15 protein-coding genes are annotated in these 15,526 nt (G+C 45.7%); 12 read left to right on the top strand and 3 right to left on the bottom strand.

All coding sequences use genetic code 11. The annotated features are described in order from the left end of the window. Positions 1–10: 10 nt before the first annotated feature. The gene (locus tag QUB39_RS03440; protein ID WP_333053089.1) at positions 11–1,447 is read right to left on the bottom strand and encodes an FAD-binding oxidoreductase; all 1,437 of its coding nucleotides are present in this window, start codon (positions 1,445–1,447) and stop codon (positions 11–13) included. A 97-nt stretch (positions 1,448–1,544) separates the two neighbouring features. Between QUB39_RS03440 and QUB39_RS03435 the strand changes: the two genes are divergently transcribed. The 4 genes from QUB39_RS03435 to QUB39_RS03420 all read left to right on the top strand — a co-directional run bounded on the left by QUB39_RS03435 (position 1,545) and on the right by QUB39_RS03420 (position 5,193). Continuing rightward, positions 1,545–3,008, top strand: a complete 1,464-nt coding sequence (locus tag QUB39_RS03435) for an ATPase domain-containing protein (protein ID WP_333053090.1) — start codon at positions 1,545–1,547, stop codon at positions 3,006–3,008. A 415-nt stretch (positions 3,009–3,423) separates the two neighbouring features. Next, the gene (locus QUB39_RS03430; RefSeq protein ID WP_333053092.1) at positions 3,424–3,795 is read left to right on the top strand and encodes a response regulator; all 372 of its coding nucleotides are present in this window, start codon (positions 3,424–3,426) and stop codon (positions 3,793–3,795) included. Continuing rightward, positions 3,792–4,952 carry an ATP-binding protein gene (locus QUB39_RS03425; protein WP_333053094.1) on the top strand — a complete coding sequence of 387 codons (1,161 nt, stop codon included), beginning with the start codon at positions 3,792–3,794 and terminating at the stop codon, positions 4,950–4,952. Before QUB39_RS03430 ends, QUB39_RS03425 begins: the two co-directional genes overlap by 4 nt. Before the next feature lie 19 nt (positions 4,953–4,971). Then, entirely contained in the window at positions 4,972–5,193 is a 222-nt protein-coding gene (locus QUB39_RS03420; protein WP_333053095.1) for a DUF4079 domain-containing protein, read from the top strand. A gap of 278 nt (positions 5,194–5,471) precedes the next feature. On the opposite strand, the gene QUB39_RS03415 is transcribed toward QUB39_RS03420, so the two are convergent. Next, positions 5,472–6,554, bottom strand: coding sequence for a DALR anticodon-binding domain-containing protein (locus QUB39_RS03415; protein WP_333209684.1), 1,083 nt, complete (start codon positions 6,552–6,554; stop codon positions 5,472–5,474). Positions 6,555–6,909: 355 nt separating this feature from the next. Between QUB39_RS03415 and QUB39_RS03410 the strand changes: the two genes are divergently transcribed. The 5 genes from QUB39_RS03410 (at position 6,910) to QUB39_RS03390 (ending at position 11,561) form a co-directional block, all read left to right on the top strand. Next, positions 6,910–7,737 carry a Crp/Fnr family transcriptional regulator gene (locus QUB39_RS03410; protein WP_333209682.1) on the top strand — a complete coding sequence of 276 codons (828 nt, stop codon included), beginning with the start codon at positions 6,910–6,912 and terminating at the stop codon, positions 7,735–7,737. After that, entirely contained in the window at positions 7,688–8,530 is an 843-nt protein-coding gene (locus QUB39_RS03405) for an HAD-IB family phosphatase (RefSeq protein WP_333240624.1), read from the top strand. Before QUB39_RS03410 ends, QUB39_RS03405 begins: the two co-directional genes overlap by 50 nt. A 244-nt stretch (positions 8,531–8,774) precedes the next feature. Then, positions 8,775–9,404, top strand: a complete 630-nt coding sequence (gene mtnB, locus QUB39_RS03400) for a methylthioribulose 1-phosphate dehydratase (protein WP_333209678.1) — start codon at positions 8,775–8,777, stop codon at positions 9,402–9,404. Between the two features lie 84 nt (positions 9,405–9,488). Further along, positions 9,489–10,538, top strand: a complete 1,050-nt coding sequence (locus QUB39_RS03395; protein WP_333053100.1) for a patatin-like phospholipase family protein — start codon at positions 9,489–9,491, stop codon at positions 10,536–10,538. A gap of 210 nt (positions 10,539–10,748) precedes the next feature. Beyond that, positions 10,749–11,561: an MlaE family lipid ABC transporter permease subunit gene (locus tag QUB39_RS03390; protein WP_333053101.1), complete on the top strand. Its 813-nt coding sequence runs from the start codon at positions 10,749–10,751 to the stop codon at positions 11,559–11,561. Positions 11,562–11,723: 162 nt separating this feature from the next. On the opposite strand, the gene QUB39_RS03385 is transcribed toward QUB39_RS03390, so the two are convergent. Continuing rightward, a complete protein-coding gene (locus tag QUB39_RS03385; protein WP_333053103.1) occupies positions 11,724–13,238 on the bottom strand; it encodes an SGNH/GDSL hydrolase family protein in 1,515 nt (504 codons plus the stop codon). Between the two features lie 208 nt (positions 13,239–13,446). Here QUB39_RS03385 and QUB39_RS03380 point away from each other — a divergent pair, with 208 nt between their 5' ends. The 3 genes from QUB39_RS03380 (at position 13,447) to QUB39_RS03370 (ending at position 15,306) form a co-directional block, all read left to right on the top strand. Then, positions 13,447–13,791 (top strand): Dethiobiotin synthetase, encoded by a 345-nt coding sequence (locus QUB39_RS03380; protein WP_333170930.1) that lies wholly within the window; start codon positions 13,447–13,449, stop codon positions 13,789–13,791. Positions 13,792–13,951: 160 nt separating this feature from the next. Next, positions 13,952–14,200, top strand: coding sequence for a hypothetical protein (locus QUB39_RS03375; RefSeq protein ID WP_333053105.1), 249 nt, complete (start codon positions 13,952–13,954; stop codon positions 14,198–14,200). Between the two features lie 716 nt (positions 14,201–14,916). Continuing rightward, the gene (locus QUB39_RS03370) at positions 14,917–15,306 is read left to right on the top strand and encodes a hypothetical protein (RefSeq protein WP_333209675.1); all 390 of its coding nucleotides are present in this window, start codon (positions 14,917–14,919) and stop codon (positions 15,304–15,306) included. The last annotated feature ends 220 nt before the right edge of the window (positions 15,307–15,526 follow it).

The raw sequence follows: 15,526 nt of genomic DNA, 5'->3' as shown, positions 1-15,526 counted from the left end.
AAACTTTAAACTAAATACCGCTGATAAAACGATCGGGACTCAAAAGATTTTCCGGGTCAAACTGCTGTTTTATCCGGCGCATTAAATCGATCGCACTTCCAGTATAGCCCCAAACATCTAACTGTTGCTTGATATCGGTCGGCGCTGCTAAAACAGTCAGAAAACCGCCTTTAGCTTCGCACCCTCTGCGTACCTGCAACAACGTATCCGCCGTCGCATTCTCAAACCGCAAAACCCCCAAACCGCTGCCTGCATGAATCCAAGCGTTCTGTATCGGCAATGTGTTAATTGCCGTTACAGCTTCCGACGGTCTGATTCCTATTTTGCAAATAATTGCCGACTTTGTGCCAGAATCCCACATTGTTTCTGGCAATCTTTGCCATAACTGATTCTCATCATTTTCGCCGTAGCTAGTGCCTTGCAAACCCAACTTTTCGCCAACTTCCAGCAAGCGGGCTGATTGTTGTTTAACACTTGGGGCGATACTTTGAAATCTGACGATTAATCCCGTGCCCTTTCCTAAGCCTAATTTTGCGACTAATTCAGGTGACAGCAAATCAACGGCACTTGGTGTCAAAGCAGAGGATAATAAGATTTGAGCCGTTTGGGACAAAGCATTAATTTCCCCTGTCAGCACTACGGTTCCCGATGATTCAGGCAGCGGATAAACTCGGAAAGTTACTTGACTTATGACGCCCAATGTGCCGTAAGCACCAGTAAACAGTTTCATCAAGTCGTAACCGGCGACATTTTTAACAACTCGACCCCCGGCTACGGCAATTTTACCGTCCGATCGCACAAAGGTAATTCCCAATAGCAAATCTCTCACCCCCCGATAGCGATGCCGCAAGGAACCCGCATCAGCAGTAGCGACAATGCCGCCCAAAGTTGCCTGTTGCGGATATGCTGGATCGATCGGCAAAAATTGACCTGCTGCAGCTAAAATTTGTTGCAAATCCGCAAACTTCATCCCCGCTTCCGCAGTCACCGTTAAATCGCCCACAGCGTGTTCTACAAGCCGATTGAGGCGCGAAGTGCTGACAGCCACAAGCCCCGCTGCATCAGGAGATACCCTTAAATCCCCCTTAAAAAGACCCACTTTGACAACATCTTGCTCCCCCCTTTGTAGGGGCGGTGCCCCCGTGCCCGCCCTGGGCCGGGGGGGATCGGAGTCTAATTTAACTAAACCGCCCCAATCAAGTTTGCTGCCACTGCCACAAGGCAAGACTGCACAGCGATGTTGCTGTGCCCAAGCAATGACGGCCGCCAGTTCTTCCTGAGTATTGGGGTAAACAGTACAATCCATTTTCGTGTCGGGGGCAACTGCTTTTTCTACCCGTTCTTGCCAAAATGGCTCTGTATCTTGCCAGCGACAGATGCCAGCAGCCCCGACAATACTTTCTAATTCTTGTATGCTTACGTAATTTTCGGTAGAAAAAGATTTCATGAAGGTTATCAGACGCCCGGTAAAAAAAATTATCAAAACACTGCCTAAAACCATTAAATATTAATACGGGCCCGATATTCAAAACATGAAGAAACAAATGTCTCAAAACCGAATTTCTGTGGGAATTACCGGTCTCAACGAAGTGATTGGCGGCGGCCTGATTCCTCAACGCTCTTATCTGGTGCGCGGCGGCCCGGGTACTGGCAAGACTACACTGGGCTTTCACTTTTTGGCAGCAGGTGTGGCTCTGGGAGAAACGCCCCTGTTTATTACTTTAGGAGAACCGGAAGCGCAATTGCGGGCCAATGCCACAAGTCTCGGTTTTGATATGGAAGCGATGGCGTTCCTCGATTTGAGCCCATCCTCAGAATTTTTTACAGAAGTTCAGACTTATGATATTTTCTCCCCCTCCGAGGTGGAGCGAGAACCGACTACACAAAAGATTATCGAGCGAGTCCAAGCTGTCAAGCCACAACGGGTGTTTTTGGACGCAATCACTCAATTTCGCTACTTAGCTGCGGATGAGTTTCAGTTTCGCAAGCAAGTTTTGTCTTTTCTGCGGTTTTTAGTCGAAGGGGGGGCGACGGTGGTGTTTACCTCCGAAGGCACTTCAAGTGCTCCCGATGACGATTTGCAATTCATCAGCGACGGGGTAATTTATTTAGAACTGCGCCCTGAAGGACGCGCCCTGACTGTCACCAAGCTGCGAGGCTCTAACTTCCGCAGCGGCCGCCATTCGCTGCGCCTGACTCAGGCTGGTATGGAGGTATTTCCGCGACTGCTTCCAGACAACTTTCAACAGGATTTTGTTGCTGAAGCAATTTCTTCTGGGGTTCCAGAAATTGACGAACTGCTGCACGGGGGACTGGAACGGGGGACTGTGACGGTGATTAGCGGGCCTAGCGGCGTGGGTAAAACGACGGTGGGGATTCAGTTTATGAAGGAAGCTGCAGGAAGGGGGGAGCGATCGGTAGTTTACATTTTTGAGGAGTCAAGTTCTACTCTGCTGCGCCGCTGCGAATCAGTTAACATCCCGGTTGGGGCGATGATTGGACAAGGAAGTCTTTCGGTGATACCCGTGGAACCTTTGCTGTACTCGCCGGATCAGTTTGCCTGTATGGTACGGCAGGAGGTGGAGCAGGAAAAGACGCGGATTGTGATGATTGACAGTATTTCTGGCTATCAGCTTTCGATGCAGGGGCAAGATTTGGTGAACAATTTGCACGCTTTGTGCAAGTATCTGAAGAATATGGGAGTCACCGTTATCTTGATTAATGAGGTAGAAGCCATTAGCGGAGATTTTCGGCTGACCGAGATCGGAATTAGCTATTTGGCGGATAATCTTCTGTTTATACGCTATCTGGAACGCCAATTGCATAATAGGACAGAAATCCGCAAGGCGATCGGAGTAATTAAAAAACGAGTCAGCAATTTCGAGAGAACTCTGCGAGAACTCGAGATTACTCGCTACGGAATCAAAGTCAGCAAACCGATAGCGGGGCTGCGCGGCATTTTGAGTTCGGCGCCGGTGTGGATTGAGGGGGGAGCGGATGAAGATTGAATCGGGGTTTGTCCTGCTGTTTCTGGGCAAGTGCAGCTAATTTCGCAGTCGTGAATCTACTAATGAGTAGGGGGCGCACCGCGCACCTCACCACTAGCCTAAGTCCTGGAAAACTTAAATATATTGGTAAATTTGTGTATTTTTCGACTTTTATCGTAGTGTAGTTTTTAATTCTATGAAATACAGTAGGGGTACAGGGTACGCGGCAGTGTCCTGTACCCCAGCATCTGTACTTCACTCAACTGAAAACCTATGTAATAGTTCGCCGACAAGTAAGCTAATTCCAGATAGAAAAAGAATCCAACTTTATGCCACATCCCAACCCATATATAATCACTCACTCTCCAATCTAAAATCTAAAATCTAAAATCTAAAATCTAAAATGGTATAACCCGTATTCACAGGAACCTGATAAATGACTGGCAAATCAATAATTTTAGCCGTAGATCGCAATCATCGAAACTTGGAACTATTAGCACAATTTCTTAACAAAGAAGGATACCAGATGATCGCGGCTTATAACTTTGAAGATGTTGCACAAGCTATCAGTCAGCCTGCTAGGATCGGGATGGCTTTAGTAGATATTTCTGGTTTCGATCGCCGGATTTGGGACTGCTGCGAACAACTGCGAAATCACCAAATCCCTTTTCTGATACTCTCGCCCAAACAAAGCGCTGCTATTGGGCACGAAAGCCTCTGCCACGGGGCTCGGAATATGTTGGTAAAACCTTTGATCGTTAGAGATTTGCTATCCATTGTGCACAGCTTGCTAGGAGAATCTGCGTGAGTCAAATTTTATTGCTTGTCGAACAGAAAGAAAATCGCCGCCTGTTATTAGAATGGCTAGCTGTTTACTATGAGGTATTGCTGCCAAACTCCACAGATAATAGTGAGGATTTTTTACCATTTAATCAATCTTTTGACCTGGGGATAATTGACGGTATTTCCCTGAAACGCCACTGGCAATGGGTGGCAGCCCAAAAACAGGCAGAACACCCGGTATGCTTGCCTTTTCTTTTGATTACATCCCGCTCGGATGTAGGGATGGCAACGCAATTTATTTGGCAAAGTATTGATGATTTGATTATCGCTCCGATCGAGAAGATTGAATTGCAAGCGCGGGTGGAGATTTTGCTGCGATCGCGCCAGTTGTCTTTAACTCTCAAATTGTCTCACGACCAACTCGATCGCACTCTGCAAACAGCCCAAGAACTCAATGAGATGAAAACATCTTTGCTGTACATGATTGCCCACGACGTTCGCAATCCTTTGAATTTCATCATCGGCACTACACAACTTCTTAGCAAGTACAAGTTGACATTAACAGATGAGAAAACACAAGAACTTCTAGACAAAACTCAAGCAGCCGCCAAAGGTATAGATTTGTTATTAGATGATGTTCTGCTGCTGGGGCGTGTTGAGTCAGGACAAGCCGGGTTTTGCTTGCTACCGCTAGACTTAGCAAAGTTTTGTAATGAGTTGGTAGGCGAATTTCAGAGCAGCCTGAAGCTGAAACCTGAAAATGATCGGGTGACGCTGATTTTTGTGAATCACCATCAATCGGCTATGGCGTGTTTGGAGGTAAGCTTGCTCCGGCGAATTCTGGGCAATTTGCTGTCCAATGCTATTAAGTATTCTGCCCCCAATACCGAAGTAATTTTTGAATTAAAAGTTACTGAAACCGAGGCTATTTTTTCGGTACAGGATGCAGGAATTGGCATACCTTTAGCAGACCAAGGACGGCTTTTTGATTCATTTTACCGGGCTAAAAATGTCGGTCGAATTCCCGGTACTGGACTGGGGCTGAGCATTGTTAAAAAATGCGTGGACTTGCACGGTGGCGAAATTACGTTGAGCAGTGAAGAATGTGTGGGCAGTACATTTACAGTAACACTGCCGATCGCAAAACCAGGAAAAAAGCAAATCTCGCCTGCAACGCCTTAAACTAGATGCAGGCTTTTTCTTGGGATTTCAAGACGGGATTTTTCACAGGGATAATGTATGGCTGGTTTCTCATTTTTATTACGGACTCGATGGGACGCTTTTGATGGCTTTTTCGTGGGGAATTGCAGCGGAAATTAATCAGGAGCGATCGCACCGCTGGCGGAAAATTCACACTGGTTTAAACTGCATAGCGCTGCTGCTATTTCTCTGTCAAAGAGTAATATCATGTCCGATCGATTGACCATAATATCCCGGCCGGGGCGGGTTTTTGAGATTGTCAATTATTGGCAGATATTGTTGGTGAACCCGCCCCTACATGATTTTGGGCGAAGCGAAGCGGAGGGAATCGACCGGACATAATATAACGGGTTATCGCACTTTTTTGGAAATTCGTTTAAGCGGGCAAAAATAACTCATTTATCGCTGCGATTTCAAAAATTAAACTTGTCCGAAACCAGCGCCAAAATACAGTAAAATACTTTTTTTTATGCTACTTGTTACTTTTTTATACGGACTAATTCAAAGTTCTAAAGGAGCAATAGCGTTCAAGAAATTTTCTAGGATAAATCGCAGCAAAGATTGAGTTGCTAATATTAAACCTAATCGAGCTTGGGCGAGTTGTGGCTGTTCTATTTTAACTTCTCCCCAAATTCGGCACTGGCTGTAAAAAATCTGAAATGCTTCGCTCAAACTATTGGCTAATTTGAAATAATTGACAGGTTGTTCGCGTTTTTTTACCTCAAAATTAGGATATAAATTGTCTAGCACTGTTAACAGTTGGGATATTAAACGGCGTTCTGCTGGATGCACTAACCGCAGTCGATCGCCCTCGTCGATCCAAGGGATAGGATTTGGACTCTCCAGCGACCAAATTTCCGGCGCTGTAGCGACATCTGGCTGGGCGATCGCAATTATCCGATCGCGGTGGGCCATTCGCAGCAGGGAACAGCAGCGCGCGTGGCTGTACTGAATCGGAAACAGTCGATCGGCACACACAACAGGAGATAATATTCGAGATTCTGGAAGTGGGAGGTTCGTTTGAGCTAAACGCTGCAACCAGACGGCTAAACCTGCATCAGTCAACTCCAACTCAATAATTCCAGCCCGTGCGACTTTAACGGCGAAATCTGGGTAGCACAGCGGTTGGAGAGTTTCGGCCAACTCGGCGGCGATTGTCTGCGGTGTCTGCTGCCAACTTTTAGCCAATTTCAGGGCGATCGCAGACAGGTACAGCACCCGCGCGCTATCTTTACTCCGATTTAACGGAATTATTGCACCATTCTCAATAAGCTTTTTATGGGCGGGCAGGATGCCCACCCCACAATCAAATTCACTCTTTGTGGAACAGGCATCTTGGGCGGGCAGGATGCCCACCCCACAACCAAATTCACTTGTTGTGGAACAGGCATCTTGCCTGTTCTTGAGAACAAATTCATCTCTTGTGGAATGGGCATCTTGCCCGTTCTTGAGAATGGTGCCACCTATGAGATTTAATGGAATTTTCCCTAGTGCCTCTTGCTGGCCGATCGCCCTTTGGAACCTGGAAAGCAAGAAACACTTCACTGTAACTTCCGGGCACTGCTCCATATTTGCTGTATCCATATCGGCTCATCCTACCGTAAGAGCAACGATCGACTGTTACCGCTTGCACTTTTCTTGTACGTTAAACTGCTGATCTCAGAGATAGTCGATCGGCTCCCCCGGACGAGGCTACATCGAATTAATCGGCTTTATAGCGATTTTTTTGCTAAATATACAATAATTTACGACAAATTTTTTGCTGAACTATACCATTTTGATGTATTTTTTGCTACATTAAATATTTCGGTAAAACTAAGAAAAGTCAGCACAGTTAAGAAGCGTGCAAGCTCGATCGGGGGTTGGTTGTCTCACTTGGTATCGCACTGCTGGCAGAAGCTGTTTTTCTCACTCTTAAATATATCCCAGAGCCTCACTTATGCAATCAACTTCCACATCTGTAGAGACTATCGATCGACCGTTTATCGCTTGGCAGCGAATTATCGACTGGGCCCAGGAACACTACCGCTGCCGGACTTTTAGCAAAGACGAGCGGATTCCCGCAAGACCCGGACTGCTGTATTTAGTCCAGAAAGGTTCTGTGCGGCTCGTAGGCAGTGCTCAAGTTAGCGCTGCTGCGGGGAAGTCGAAATCCGCTGACAAAACTACAGAAGAAGCTTTTTTGGGCTTCGTTGGCGCCGGTCAGCCCTTTGAACTGGTTGCTCAGTCTCCGTTTACTCTCCAAGCTTACGCCCACGCCGATCAAACTCACGTAGTGTGGATGTATTGGCACGACTTGGATAATTGGCCTCACTTTCGTAGGGAAATTTTGGATGCGTTTCGCTACCAACACCAGCGGAAACTTCTCTGGCTGAGCACTTTGGGACAGCGCCGGACGATCGACCGACTGCTGGGATTTCTCACTTTGTTGATCGAAGAGTTCGGCGAACCTTACATAGGTGACGGCGAACCGGATGTGGTTCGGGGCTACCGACTGCCTTGGACATTGACTCACGCTCAAATTGGCAGCGCAATTGGCTCAACGCGGGTGACGGTGACGCGCTTGATGGGTAAGTTGCGATCGAAAGGTTTGATTAATACTGAGGATGATAATTTAATCTGTTTGCCTGCTAAGTCTAACCCCCAAAAGACAAAAAACCAAAAGCAGGAGGTAGAAGATTCCTTGGATGATTCCCTGGATGATGAAGATTCCCTGGATGATGAAGATTCCCTGGATGATGAAGATTCTCTCGAAGAATCTGCATAAAATCCTGCGGGAAATTGCCAACAAACAGCACGTCACTATTAGTTTTGGGCAGTCGCGCTCGATGGCTCGACAGTGTAGGATAAATTGTGTAAACTTTTCCTGTTCTCGAAAGGTGCGACTGACAATGACCGATGACAAGCCAAAATCTTCAATCCCGAACAATCAGCAACGGGTGGTATTCTGCGACTTTGACGGCACGATAACTGTTGAAGAAACTTTTGTGGCAATGCTCAAGCATTTCGCACCGGAACTGTCGTCTCAACTGATGCCAGAAATATACGCTAGAAGGCTGAGTTTGCGATCGGGAGTGCGGCAGTTACTAGAGTCTATTCCCTCGGAACGTTACGGGGAAATTGTGGAATTTTCTAGGGGAAAGCTGATGCGGCCGGGATTGGTGGAATTGCTGGATTTTTTGGACAAAAAAAAGGTAGATTTTGCGATCGTTTCCGGCGGTCTTCGGATTATGGTAGAGACGGTAATGGGCGATTTGGTACACCGGGCGAGGGTTATTTACGCTGTGGATGTGGACGCTAGTGGCCCTCGCTTGCAAGTCAATTCTGAGTTTGAAGGAGATGAGGAATTGGTGTCTAAGGTGCGGGTGATGGGCCAGCACCCGGCCGAGGAACAGGTGGCGATCGGAGATTCGCTAACGGATTTTAATATGGCTTTGCAGGCTTCGTCGGTGTTTGCGCGCGATCGGCTTGCCCAGTATCTAGACGAACAGCAAAAGCCTTATACTAAATGGGATAATTTTTTTGATGTGTTGGAAAATTTGTCCCAAAAATGGAATTGAAACTATCGCCTTTCTCAGGTAATATAAATTCCGTTTGCATCGGTATTGTATGATGTTAAATTTTGTAGGGGCGGGTTCACAAACAATAATTGCCCATAATAGACAATATAATAAACCCGCCCCCGTGCATATAAGTCCGATGCTACCGGATTTGATATAAGGTACGCAGTGCACTACGTTTAGATAAACCAGCGCAATTCCTATTAACGTAAAAAGTAGATTAAAAACTGAGGATTTGTCAAGAATGAGTGGTGATTTGAGATCGGATTTAATTGCAGCAGCCAAACATTTTTACGATCGCGGTTGGATGGTTGGGACTGCTGGGAATCTTTCAGCCCGCTTACCAGATGGCACTTTCTGGATTACTGCTAGTGGCCGCGCGAAAGGGCAGTTAACTGAACAAGATTTTATCAGAATGAACTTAGACGGCGCAATTGTCGAGCAACCTGTTGCTGACAGCCGCCCTTCCGCCGAAACCAGCATTCATTTAGCCGTTTACAATTGTTTTCCAGACGCGAAAGCTTGCTATCACGTCCACTCCATCGAGGCAAATTTAGTTTCTCGGCTAACCGCAGGAGATGCAGTGCCTTTACCGGCGATCGAAATGCTGAAAGGTTTGGGAATGTGGGAGGAAAACCCGCAAGTGTCGATACCCCTCTTTACAAATTATTTAGAAGTCCCTAAGATAGCCAAGGAAATTTGCGAATTTTTTGCCATTTCTGCGCCCTCTGTACCCGCTTTGTTAATTCGCGATCACGGCATTACAGTCTGGGCAGAGTCGCCAGCCGCCGCCTACAATTACGTAGAAATTGTAGAATACATTTTTCGCTATACGATCGCAGCCCGCCAATTAAATTTAGATTTGAAATTTTAGATTTTAGATTAAGCGGTGCATGGATTCGGAGGCTTGGGGATTTGAGATTAGCAAACGAGAAAATATTCAGAATAGGCAACAATTATGGCGAAATATACCAGAATTTTATCCATAGATGGAGGCGGAATTAGAGGAATTATTCCAGCGCAAATTTTAGTTAGCGTTGAGTCAAAGCTGCAACAAAAAAGTGGCAACCCTGATGCGAGAATAGCTGACTATTTTGATTTAATCGCCGGCACGAGTGCAGGAGGAATTTTAACTTGCATCTATTTGTGTCCCGATGCCGAAAATCCCACCAGACCTCGGTGGGCAGCCCAAGACGCTGTTAATTTTTCGATTGAGAGTGGCCGCGACGTTTTTCAGACTTCATTGTGGCAAAAAGTCAGATCTCTAAATGGTGTGAGAGATGAGAAATATCCCAGCGAGCCCTTAGAAAAATTATTTTGGGAAAATTTTAGAGATTGCAAACTCAGCGAACTGCTAAAACCTTGTTTAATTTCCAGTTACGACATCGAAAGGAGAAAAGCTCACTTTTTCGATCAAATAGATGCTAAAGAATATCCAGCCGAAGACTATTTTATTAGAGATATCGCCAGAGCCACATCGGCAGCTCCCTCTTATTTTGAGGCTTCTAAAATCTATTCTTTTAGCAATGAATGCTACGCTTTAATTGACGGGGGAGTATTCGCCAACAATCCCGCACTTTGTGCTTATGCAGAAGTTAGAAATAAATTCAGAATTCCTGACAATGACTCCTACCGAGGCCCGAAAGCAAAAGATATGGTAATTTTATCCTTGGGAACCGGAGAAGCTCAGAAAAAATACCCCTACGAAAAAGTAAAAAATTGGGGTCAAATTGAGTGGGTAGAGCCTTTGATTAATATCATGATGACGGGAGTTGCTGAAACTGTAAATTATCAACTAATTCAAATTTATGATGCGGTTGAAAGACCGAATCAATATTTGAGAATTACTCCCGATTTGAGCCACGAACAACCGCTGCCGATTGATGATGCCTCGGAAGAGAAGATATCGGCACTGCTGAGAATTGGCAAGGATCAAGCCGAAAAGAATAATGAACAGTTAGATAAGTTTATCGACTTGTTACTTGCTCCCGTAGTCCTAGGATTTTAGATTTTAGTCATATTGTAGGGTGGGTTGGGCGCGGCGATTAAGTTAAGTCACCAATAAATAAATCTTAAACCGCGCCTAACCCACCAACCGCAGGGCCCAGAGACAAAAAATATATGTTGACAAATCGTGCAATAATTGCTGTAGGATTGCCGAAAATCTCTATTTAGCAGTGCTTCGCCCTGTTTGCAATTAATCGCGAGCCCTCCGTCAGTGGTTAAGAAATACCAAGAAAAGCGCGATCGACATTTAGATGAAACCTTCAATAACAGGTGGTTTCAGCGGTTTTTTTTGACGTTGTTCCTGGGGGGCCAAGTGCTGCTACGCATACTCCAAGGCAAAATTGACCGTCGCAAAATCATGGAACATTTAGTAACAGTAGGCCTGGATTCTTTCCGATCCGTGCTGCTAATAGCCTTTTTTGGCGGCATGATTTTTACATTTCAATCCGCCAGAGAATTGGTTCGCTTTGGGGCGGTTGGGGCGATGGGAGGTGCGTTTGCTGTGGCATTTTGTGGCGAATTAGCACCACTTTTAACGGCGGGCGTGGTGGCGGGACAAGTAGGTTCGGCCTTTGCGGCGGAGATAGGAGAAATGCAGGTGACGGAACAAATAGACGCCCTGTATATGTTAAGAACAAATCCGGTTGATTATTTAGTAGTGCCGAGGGTGATAGCTTGCTGCATCATGCTGCCGATTTTAACAATTTTTGCGGTAGCGGTGGGAATTTTGGGCGGGCTATTTGTAGCGGTTCATTTTTATAATTTGGAACCGTCGGTATTTTTGGAATCGGTGCGGACTTTTTTGGGGCCTGGGGATTTAGTAACTGTGGTGATTAAAAGTTTTATTTTTGGGTTGATAATTGCCCTTGTCGGTTGCGGTTGGGGATTGACGACGGTGGGCGGAGGGAAAGGAGTAGGCCAAGCTGCAACGGCGGCGGTGGTAACTTCTTGGGTGTTGATTTTTGTAGCAGATTTCTTTTTATCGTTGTTGATATTTCACGAGTTGAGGATGCTCAAAGGTTGATAATCTTGGCGATTATAGCAGGATTCAGGAGTCAAGACGCTTAAATATTAAGGGTTTGAACAATCATCAACCCGAATGCCACCAGGATTTCTATAAAATAACATGAATATTTTTTTAACCGCAGATGAACGCAAATAAACGCCGATAAAATTGCATCAGCGTTCATCCGTGTTCATCCGCTGATATCTGCGGTTTAAAACTCTCAACTTCAGATGGTAGATTGGAGAAGGAGAAAGGAGGGCGATACACTCGAATTGCCTGGATTGGAACTTTCCCATCTGTTTCGGGGACGATTTCGAGGGTGTGTTTGGAGTTGCTCAAATTCTGAGCCAATGTTGTAGAATACTCGCGGCTTGAATCTGTAATTTGTGGAGGAACGTATGAATCAACAAACATTGGTCGCACTTGCCAGGAAATTTCAAAGCCTTTAGGCGTCGGTTTTTTAGACTCTTCATAAGAATTTTTCAGCCACCAGTTTCTCGGTTCAATCACGACGCGGCCAGAGTTTGAGACAAACATTTCGTCGTTTGTACCGCTGCCGTCGTAACCTGTTTTAGAACCTACAACGTCAAATTTAAACTTGCTGGCGTCGCTGTTAATCTCAGTAATCACGGCTTTCCAATCTTCGACGATTAGCGGTTTTTGACTGGATATTTGGATGATTGCTGGCAAACCGACGCCAAGAGTAACGCTAGGTCTGGTGATGCTGTAAAGTTCAGGAAATTCTGAGGGTTTTTTGCCGTCGATCGCAATTCTAGCAGAAATTGCTTTGCCGTTGAAGGTTTTATCGGCGATCGCATCTATTCTATTTCCTTCAAATTCTAAAACCAACTTGCCATCTTGCCATTTAACATCGGTGCCAACTGTATAGGTTTTCACTAAATCCTGCGGCGGTTGAGGAGAATTTGGCTTGTATCGCAGATGCGGTTTTATCAGGGCCGCTAGGAGAAAGTTTCCCCAATCGTTGAGGTGAATGCTGTCGCTCAATAGCTGTTGTGGCTGCAAGCGATTGTCTTTCAAATACCTGCGCCAAGGTTCACGAATTTCGGCTATTTCGCAGCCGTATTTATCGGCCAACTCCGGCAGCCATTTAGTAGAATGAGTGTTGTGCCATTCGTATCTTTTGACTGAATTTGGATCGTCGCTGTTGCCTGTAGGCATCCAGTCAAGATGGTCTGAATGCAAGAGTATTTCGCTAGCAGTGCGGCTGCGGACATTGGCAATTATGGCTTCGTAATCTTCACCGCCTCCGTAGACGTGAAAAATTAGCAAGTCTGGATAAAAAGGATACAAATCGTGTTCGCTGGGACGGATTAAAATCGGGGCGGCAAATCCTCCGATCGCCCGATTTTCCACAATCAAATCTGCATTGGGAAATCGCTGTCTTAAATCCTTCACTACATCTTTCCACCAATCTTGTTCTGTGATGGATTGACCGTAGAATAGAATACGCACTTGGCGACGGTCTGTTGGAGTGCTAGCAGCAAGTAGCCCCATCGTCCTTTGAATCCTTGCTCCAAAACTAGCATTATTTTCAATAGGAGCGGGTGGGGGAAATGGCGTAGAGGCAACTATTTTTTTGATGAGCGGAACTAACAGAAAGCTCAGACACAAAAAAAGCAGCCACAAGTAGCGATAAATCTTGGATTTTCTGCTATTTCTTTGGTGTTTTGCCATTGTTTTATTTTTCCCTGTCCGTTTCACTTTGCTCCAGGCGACTGTGGGATGAATGCTACGTGTCTAATCAGTAGCTGTAGCGTGCTTATGGGCGCACCTCACCAGTAGCTGTAGTGTAGCCTGTATGGAAATATATTACCAAATTGAGCGAGCCAAAAAGTGATATAATGCCTGCTAATTAATTGCACTCCGATCGATCGCACGTCAAATGGATTACAAAACCGCCCGCAGTTTTCTGATCGACCAAGGAACCGCCCTGGAAACCAAGAAAAATCCCGACGCCTTCCTGATGCGTCTCAAACAAGGTCAACCGCCCGTACCCGGACAGGTGACATCGATTTTATTAGCTTTAAAAATATTGTTTGAGAGTCTGCAAGAATCTCCAATGCTCGATCGACAATTGATATCGGCACTGCATTTACTGTCAGTAGAAGGTTTGCAGCAATTTGAAGCTGGACTCCGCAGAGGAGTTTCTTGGCCGCCGCTGCTGAAGGAAGACTTAAATCGAATTGCGATCGCCGTCAAGAATATCTTTTCCGGCGTCTGGCAATAATTAGCTCAGCAACCACCGATCCCGATACCCACCGCCAGCCAACTCAATTTTTTTTATACAATTATTTGTAAAATTTTATGTTAATCTTGCTACATTTACCCTCGAATTGTGGCATCTTAATATAAGAATCACTTCAAACAAACAATTGGAGATACTACTCATGAACGCTGAAGAAAAAGCTAGACAACTAATTGCACGAGAAAGGCAGCATAGCGAACACTTGCACGAAGCTATGCTCAATCGTTCCTCCCACGAGCTAGAAACACATGGGGAGGGAATTGCTGAAGAAAAAGCCAGAGAATTAATGGCTCAAGAAAGGCAGCACAGCGAACACCTGCACGACTCTATGTTAAGCCGTTCCTCCCAAGAGGTAGAGGCATCGATCGCACCCGATGACACTGACAAATAAATTTTGTAAACACAAGACTTACGGACACATACCAATAAACCTGGTTTTTATACCATTTTTCATACCATAACAAAGGGCTGTAAAAATGTTTTTGTATAAACAACCAGGTTTCTGAGTCTTGCAATAGTTCAGCACAGCAAAACTCTACTCAAATCGAGGAGGATTTTAGGTGCAATCAAAACAGCCCCTGCTCGGTTGGCCGCCGCTATCACAAGCATCCACGCGCCATATATAGCAATAGAAAATGCCAGGTTCTACTCCTCGCGAAAGCTTTCCAGGGATGCCAAAAGAGCTGGCAGTCCCGCTAGCGCAGCCGACACCAGAGCCTCATCTTTGTAAACTCGAGATAGCCGAATACGGGTACTTTTAGACGCAGAGGTGAAAGAGCCTCGCCGTTGGGAATTTCCGGTTTCAACCCGCCCTAAATTTTGTGTTTCTCGCGTCACGCCAAACATAGCAGTATCCTCGCAGTATCGTCAATTAATCCCTAAATATGCGCCCGTAAATTTTCTCACGGCTTGCTGTATGTTTCTATTATTACTCAGATAGGTAACAGAGATGAAAGCATGAAATAATTATTCACGATAGATAGGGATCAACTTAAACTGCTTAAGGGCTTTTATTAATTTGTTACACGGCGGGTTTGTTTCAGCCGCCCACGACGACTCAGACACCAGCAACCAAAATCACCGATTTCACAGGAGGAATGCGGATCGATGATGCTAACTCTTAGTGCAGCAACAGTGATAAGTCAAATCAAGCCGACTGTCGAAAGCTTGGGCGACGGAGACTACCGCTACCGAGACTCCTTTGCGCTCGATCGACCTTTTCGAGAAATTCAATTTCGCAAACAAGACAGATACATCACCGGCAGCGATTCCGACAAACGCACGGGCAAAAGTTACTGCTTCCGGGGCATCCCCCAGCACAACAACATTATTAACATCACGGTAGCGATCGAAATTTCCCCAAAAACAGCACAGAAAACCGAGTGGAAATTAGCACCGGGAAACCCCATTAATTTCGACAGGCTTTATCCCCTGCAAGCAGGGCCGGGATTAGAATTGTACAAATGTTTGACAGCATTTTTACCAAAATTGAAGTAATTATATCAAATATGGTGGATTGCACCGGATATCTCTAGGACACGGCTTGGCCCATAGGTGTCAACTTAAGCTTTTAGTCCATCAATATTCCCGCCTACCCGTCAGTCCGCCAGGGGTTGAAACCCCTGTCTAATACCTAAAGTCCTCGCTATGAGGACTAATGAGTTTAAAAAATTTTATTCTCAGTCCTCATAGCGAGGACTTTAGCTTTGAGGCAGGG

This window comes from Microcoleus sp. AT8-B5 (assembly GCF_036705565.1).
In the GTDB taxonomy this organism is placed as follows: Bacteria; Cyanobacteriota; Cyanobacteriia; order Cyanobacteriales; family Microcoleaceae; genus Microcoleus.
This window is presented reverse-complemented; position numbering and strand designations above follow the sequence as displayed.

Coding starts and splice junctions, on each gene's coding strand:
- QUB39_RS03440 (WP_333053089.1), bottom strand. CDS start 1,447: ATGAAATCTTTTTCTACCGAAAATTACGTAAGCATACAAGAATTAGAA.
- QUB39_RS03435 (WP_333053090.1), top strand. CDS start 1,545: ATGTCTCAAAACCGAATTTCTGTGGGAATTACCGGTCTCAACGAAGTG.
- QUB39_RS03430 (WP_333053092.1), top strand. CDS start 3,424: ATGACTGGCAAATCAATAATTTTAGCCGTAGATCGCAATCATCGAAAC.
- QUB39_RS03415 (WP_333209684.1), bottom strand. CDS start 6,554: ATGGATACAGCAAATATGGAGCAGTGCCCGGAAGTTACAGTGAAGTGT.
- QUB39_RS03410 (WP_333209682.1), top strand. CDS start 6,910: ATGCAATCAACTTCCACATCTGTAGAGACTATCGATCGACCGTTTATC.
- QUB39_RS03405 (WP_333240624.1), top strand. CDS start 7,688: ATGATGAAGATTCCCTGGATGATGAAGATTCTCTCGAAGAATCTGCAT.
- mtnB (WP_333209678.1), top strand. CDS start 8,775: ATGAGTGGTGATTTGAGATCGGATTTAATTGCAGCAGCCAAACATTTT.
- QUB39_RS03395 (WP_333053100.1), top strand. CDS start 9,489: ATGGCGAAATATACCAGAATTTTATCCATAGATGGAGGCGGAATTAGA.
- QUB39_RS03385 (WP_333053103.1), bottom strand. CDS start 13,238: ATGGCAAAACACCAAAGAAATAGCAGAAAATCCAAGATTTATCGCTAC.
- QUB39_RS03380 (WP_333170930.1), top strand. CDS start 13,447: ATGGATTACAAAACCGCCCGCAGTTTTCTGATCGACCAAGGAACCGCC.
- QUB39_RS03375 (WP_333053105.1), top strand. CDS start 13,952: ATGAACGCTGAAGAAAAAGCTAGACAACTAATTGCACGAGAAAGGCAG.
- QUB39_RS03370 (WP_333209675.1), top strand. CDS start 14,917: ATGATGCTAACTCTTAGTGCAGCAACAGTGATAAGTCAAATCAAGCCG.